Annotated in this window: 2 protein-coding genes; both read right to left on the bottom strand. The window is 73.0% G+C overall.

The genetic code is table 11. From position 1 onward, the window contains the following. Positions 1-348 precede the first annotated feature (348 nt). Positions 349-1863, bottom strand: a complete 1515-nt coding sequence (locus KME77_RS17085; RefSeq protein ID WP_219468363.1) for a M4 family metallopeptidase — start codon at positions 1861-1863, stop codon at positions 349-351. Beyond that, positions 1860-3962, bottom strand: coding sequence for a lycopene cyclase family protein (locus KME77_RS17080; RefSeq protein WP_219468361.1), 2103 nt, complete (start codon positions 3960-3962; stop codon positions 1860-1862). Before KME77_RS17080 ends, KME77_RS17085 begins: the two co-directional genes overlap by 4 nt. Between the last annotated feature and the right edge of the window lie 123 nt (positions 3963-4085).

The raw sequence follows: 4085 nt of genomic DNA, 5'->3' as shown, positions 1-4085 counted from the left end.
GCTCCCGAAGCGGGAAACGGCCTGACATCTCCGGCGCGCGGACCCCGAGTCCGCGCGCCGACGCGCTTTCGGGAAACGTGGGCGAGCAGGGCCCTGTGTGCCCGCCCCGAGCTGATCGCCGGGATCGGCAACGTCGAGCCCGCTCCCGCTCGGAGATACGGTTTCGTGCTGTGAGCTGGGGTTCTGCTACGTGATCAGGACGGGGACGGCGACTCTTGCGAGTTCGGGCGGCACAGGGCCCGAGACGCAGAAGTGGATCAAGCACCTCGCCTCGCGCCCCTGTGCATTCGGCTGAGCCCAAGGGCCGCGGACACCCCGGTCTCGAAAGTCGCGAAGAACCCGCGTCCATCAGCAATTGGGCTCGTTGAGGTGAGCGGGGACGCTGACGGCGTTCCACGCGTCGCGTACGGCCCGTAGCCCCTCACAGCCGAACAGCTGCAGCCCCGCCTCCATCGAGGCGCGGCGGGCATCCTCATGGGTCCAGAAGGACACCTTGCGGTTGAGGGTCTCCATGTAGATCATGCCCGCGTTCTGGATGCCGATGCCGCGCAGGACCGAGCCGTTGCAGGTGGGGCTGCCCGGCCGACCGGCGCCGGCGGGCGCGGATCCCTCGGCCAGCAGGTAGAACCAGTGGTTCTGCACGCCGGCGCCGGCATGCACCTCCATGTTCCGGACGCTCTCGCTGAAGCACTTGGGGTCGCCGAGCCGCGACGGGTCGTTCATGTACCGGATGGGTCCCGCACCCACCAGATCGACGGTCTCGGCTATCTCGTAGTCCGGCGGATCGGCCTTCTCGTTCAGGTACCACTCGGTCAGCGTCCCGAAGATGTCGCCGGTCGACTCGTTGAGCGCGCCCGTCTCACGGAAGCCGAGGGAGCTGCCGGGTGTGAAGTAGAAGATGGCGTGCCCGAGCTCGTGCATGACGATGTCGGTCGACGTCGCCTGCCGTGTCCGGCTGCTGTTGTGGCCGAAGACCACCAGGGCTCTGTCGTAGTACGCGTTGGCGTCGTCGTATCCGACGCGCATCGGGAAGCCGCGGCCGTAGCCGTCGAACGCGCCGGGCTTGCCCAGCCACTGCACCAGCATGTCCCAGCCGGCCTGTGCCGCGTGCATGGCGTCGACGCAGGCGGTGACCAGGTCGGTGCCGGTTCCGTTGCCCCAGTCGTCGTCGGGGTCGGTGTAGACGCGGCCGTCCAGGCCTCCGCAGCGCACTCCCGGCCGAGTGGAATCGGACATCCCGTACAGGGTGGACGACCGGGTCGTGTCGAAGGAGATCCGGCCGTGGTAGTAGCCGCTCCCCACGCCGTCGGCCACCTCGTCCCAGGAGCCGATCACCTTGCCGGTGCGGGCGTCGACGAAGACGTGCAGCCGGCTCGGACGCGAGCCCTTGACGCCGGTGATCACCGTCTCGTACGCCAGCACGCCGCCGCCCCGGGCCAGGACCGTCAGCGTGGGCGGCGTCATGTCGGTTCCCGCGCCGGCCTCACGGCGGGCCGCGGCACCCGCGTCCTGCGCGGACACCTCCGGGCTGGTTCGCACCGACAGGACCTGCTCCTGGTTGACCGAGACGCTGAGGACATGTCCCTCCACGTCGGTGACCACGACGAAGTCACCGCCACGTACGGGCAGACCCGCATACGTACGCTCGTACGGGACATAACGCAGCCCGTGAGCCCCTGACACCACGCGGCTCCGCACGAGAACGTCCTGGCCGGAGCGGTGGATCAGCTCTGGCCGGTCGGCGACGAGGTGGTCGGCGGCGGAGGCGGCCAGAGCCGAGGGGTCGGGCGGTGGTACGACGACATAGGGCGGAACGGTCAGCACCGCCGCCATCGCCATCTTAAGGACAGTCGTACGTCTCATCGGGGGGTGATCCTTTCCGTGACGTCCGCGGATGGGGCGTCCGCAGGTGGGGCGTCTGTGGATGGGGCGTCTGTGAATGAGGCGTCCGAGGACGGGGCATCGATCGAGGCGCTGATCGTCAGAACGTGCGCGCGCAGGATGCGCGCCGCACGCGCGACCGGTACGCGGCCGGCGGCACGCAGGGCGAGATCGATCTCGCCGCGGCAGGCATCCGATGCCGCGGCCAGCGCGGTCGCTCGCACGTGCGGCTCGTCCGCGACGGTGCGGCCGGACATACCGGTAAGACCAGGCATGCCGGTAAGACCAGGCATGCCGAGGAGCTGGGGGATCATCGAGGTCCGCGCCGCGAGCATCGCCCGGGTGGTGGTGGCCAGGCGGGTCGGCCTCCCGCGCAGCGCGAGAACGTCCTCGGCCAGCAGGAACGCCCGTCCGCAGTGCCCGCCGAACTCCCTGAGCGCCTCCATGACCGCCGTGCCGGCGCCGCCGAGCTGCGCCCCGATCCGTACGGGGAACTCGAAGAGCGCGGCGAACAGGTCGCCGGCGTCGGTCGTGCCCGGGTCGGCGATCCTTTCGGCCCTGATCCTGGTGAGCTCGGCCAGCCAGTCCGAGAACGCCCAGGACGCCTCCGGAGCCGACTCCGCGACCAGGCGGGCGGCCTGCGACAGCAGGAAGTCGCAGGCCAGCACGGTGACGGCGGACTCCCAATCGACCCCGCGCGCCCGCTCCCGCACCCTCGCTTCCGGCGCGCCGATCAGGGACAGGGCGCCGAGCGCGGCCAGGTCCATCGCCGCGCCGGCCCCCGCCAGCTCGGCCTGGGGATGCGCTCCGGCCGCGACGAGCCCGGCCAGCAGCAGCGACGCCGGGCGAAGCCCCGCCCCTGTGGTGAGCAGCCGCGCGATGAAGGGCCACTCCTCGCGCACCGCGGACACGGCCGTCTCGGCGCAGGCGGCCAGGAACGGGCTCAGGTACAGGCGGTCGTCCGGATGCAGCTCGACCGGCTCGGCCGCCTCCCCGGCCGACAGCACCCCCCGCCGGGCCAGCGTGAAGATCGGCTGGTCGCTGTGCGCGGTGGCGGCCAGGACACGCCAGGCCAGATGGTAGCGGCGGGCCGCGTGGCGGGCGGTCTCGAAGTGGCCGACGTACGCACGCGCCAGCCGCCGTACGTACGCCTCGCGCGCGGCGCCGGGATCGTCCGGATACGCGGCGATCGCGTCGGCCGCCAGCAGCGCGCTCTGCAGCGCGTAGCCGAGCCCTTCGCCGGTGAACGGGTTGACCAGCCCGGCGGCGTCCCCGACCAGCAACCGGCCCTCGTGCCCGGCGAGTGAGGGGGCGAACCCGGTGCTGACCGGCCCGGACACGAGCTCACCGAGAGGCCGGGCCGCCGCGAACGCGGGGTCGGCCCCGGCGAGCCGTTCGATCGCCGAGGCCAGCAGATCGGCCGCGCTCTCCTGCCGGTCCCCGACGCGGACGGCGCCGACGGCGCACGTCCCCGGTCCCGCGGGCATGATCCAGATCCCGGCCGGGCGGTCGTGCGGATCGGCGGGGGAGGGGGGCGCCAGATGGAGCAGCATCCGGGAGTCCCGCTCCGGCAGAGCGAACCGCTGGACGACGGCCATGCCCTCGCCGTGCGGCCGCCTGCCGGGCAGCGAGCCCGTCGCGAGGACGACATGCCGGGCCAGGACCGCCACCTGGCCGCCGCCTGTGGCGATCACCGCCCGGTGCCCGCCGGGGTGCGGCTCGCAGCCGGTCATCCGTCCCGGCAGCAGGGCCGCGCCGAGATCGGTGGCGACCTCGCGCAACCGCGTACGCAGCCACTCACGATCGCAGACGGCGGCGCCCACGCCGGAGAGCGGACGGGCCGGACCGTCGCCGAACCGGACATCCACCCCCTCCACCGGCCATACCCCGTCGAAGGTCGCGACTCCGAGCATGCGCAGGGCGTCCATGGCGGGGGCGCTGAGCGCGACGTCGTGGGCCGCCCCCGGTTCGCCGCCGTCCACGAGCAAGGTGCGCAGTCCGTGCCGGGCCAGCGCCGCCGCCGTCGCGCCGCCCGCCGGTCCCGCCCCGACCACCAGCACATCCGTGTGGCGGGTCAGCACGGGGGCTCCCGCCACAGCGAAGTGGCGACCTGGAGCAGCGCCTGGCGGCCCCCGCCATCGCCGTCGTCGTCGCCCCCGCCCGCGCCGCCGCCGCCGAGGGCGGCGAGGGCGGCGAGCGCCTCG

Origin of the sequence: Nonomuraea rhizosphaerae (assembly GCF_019396405.1) — a bacterium.
Lineage (GTDB): Bacteria > Actinomycetota > Actinomycetes > Streptosporangiales > Streptosporangiaceae > Nonomuraea > Nonomuraea rhizosphaerae.
This window is presented reverse-complemented; position numbering and strand designations above follow the sequence as displayed.

Bases quoted from the DNA above. Each gene is read 5' to 3' on its own strand.
- KME77_RS17085 (WP_219468363.1), bottom strand. From the start codon at position 1,863: ATGAGACGTACGACTGTCCTTAAGATGGCGATGGCGGCGGTGCTGACC.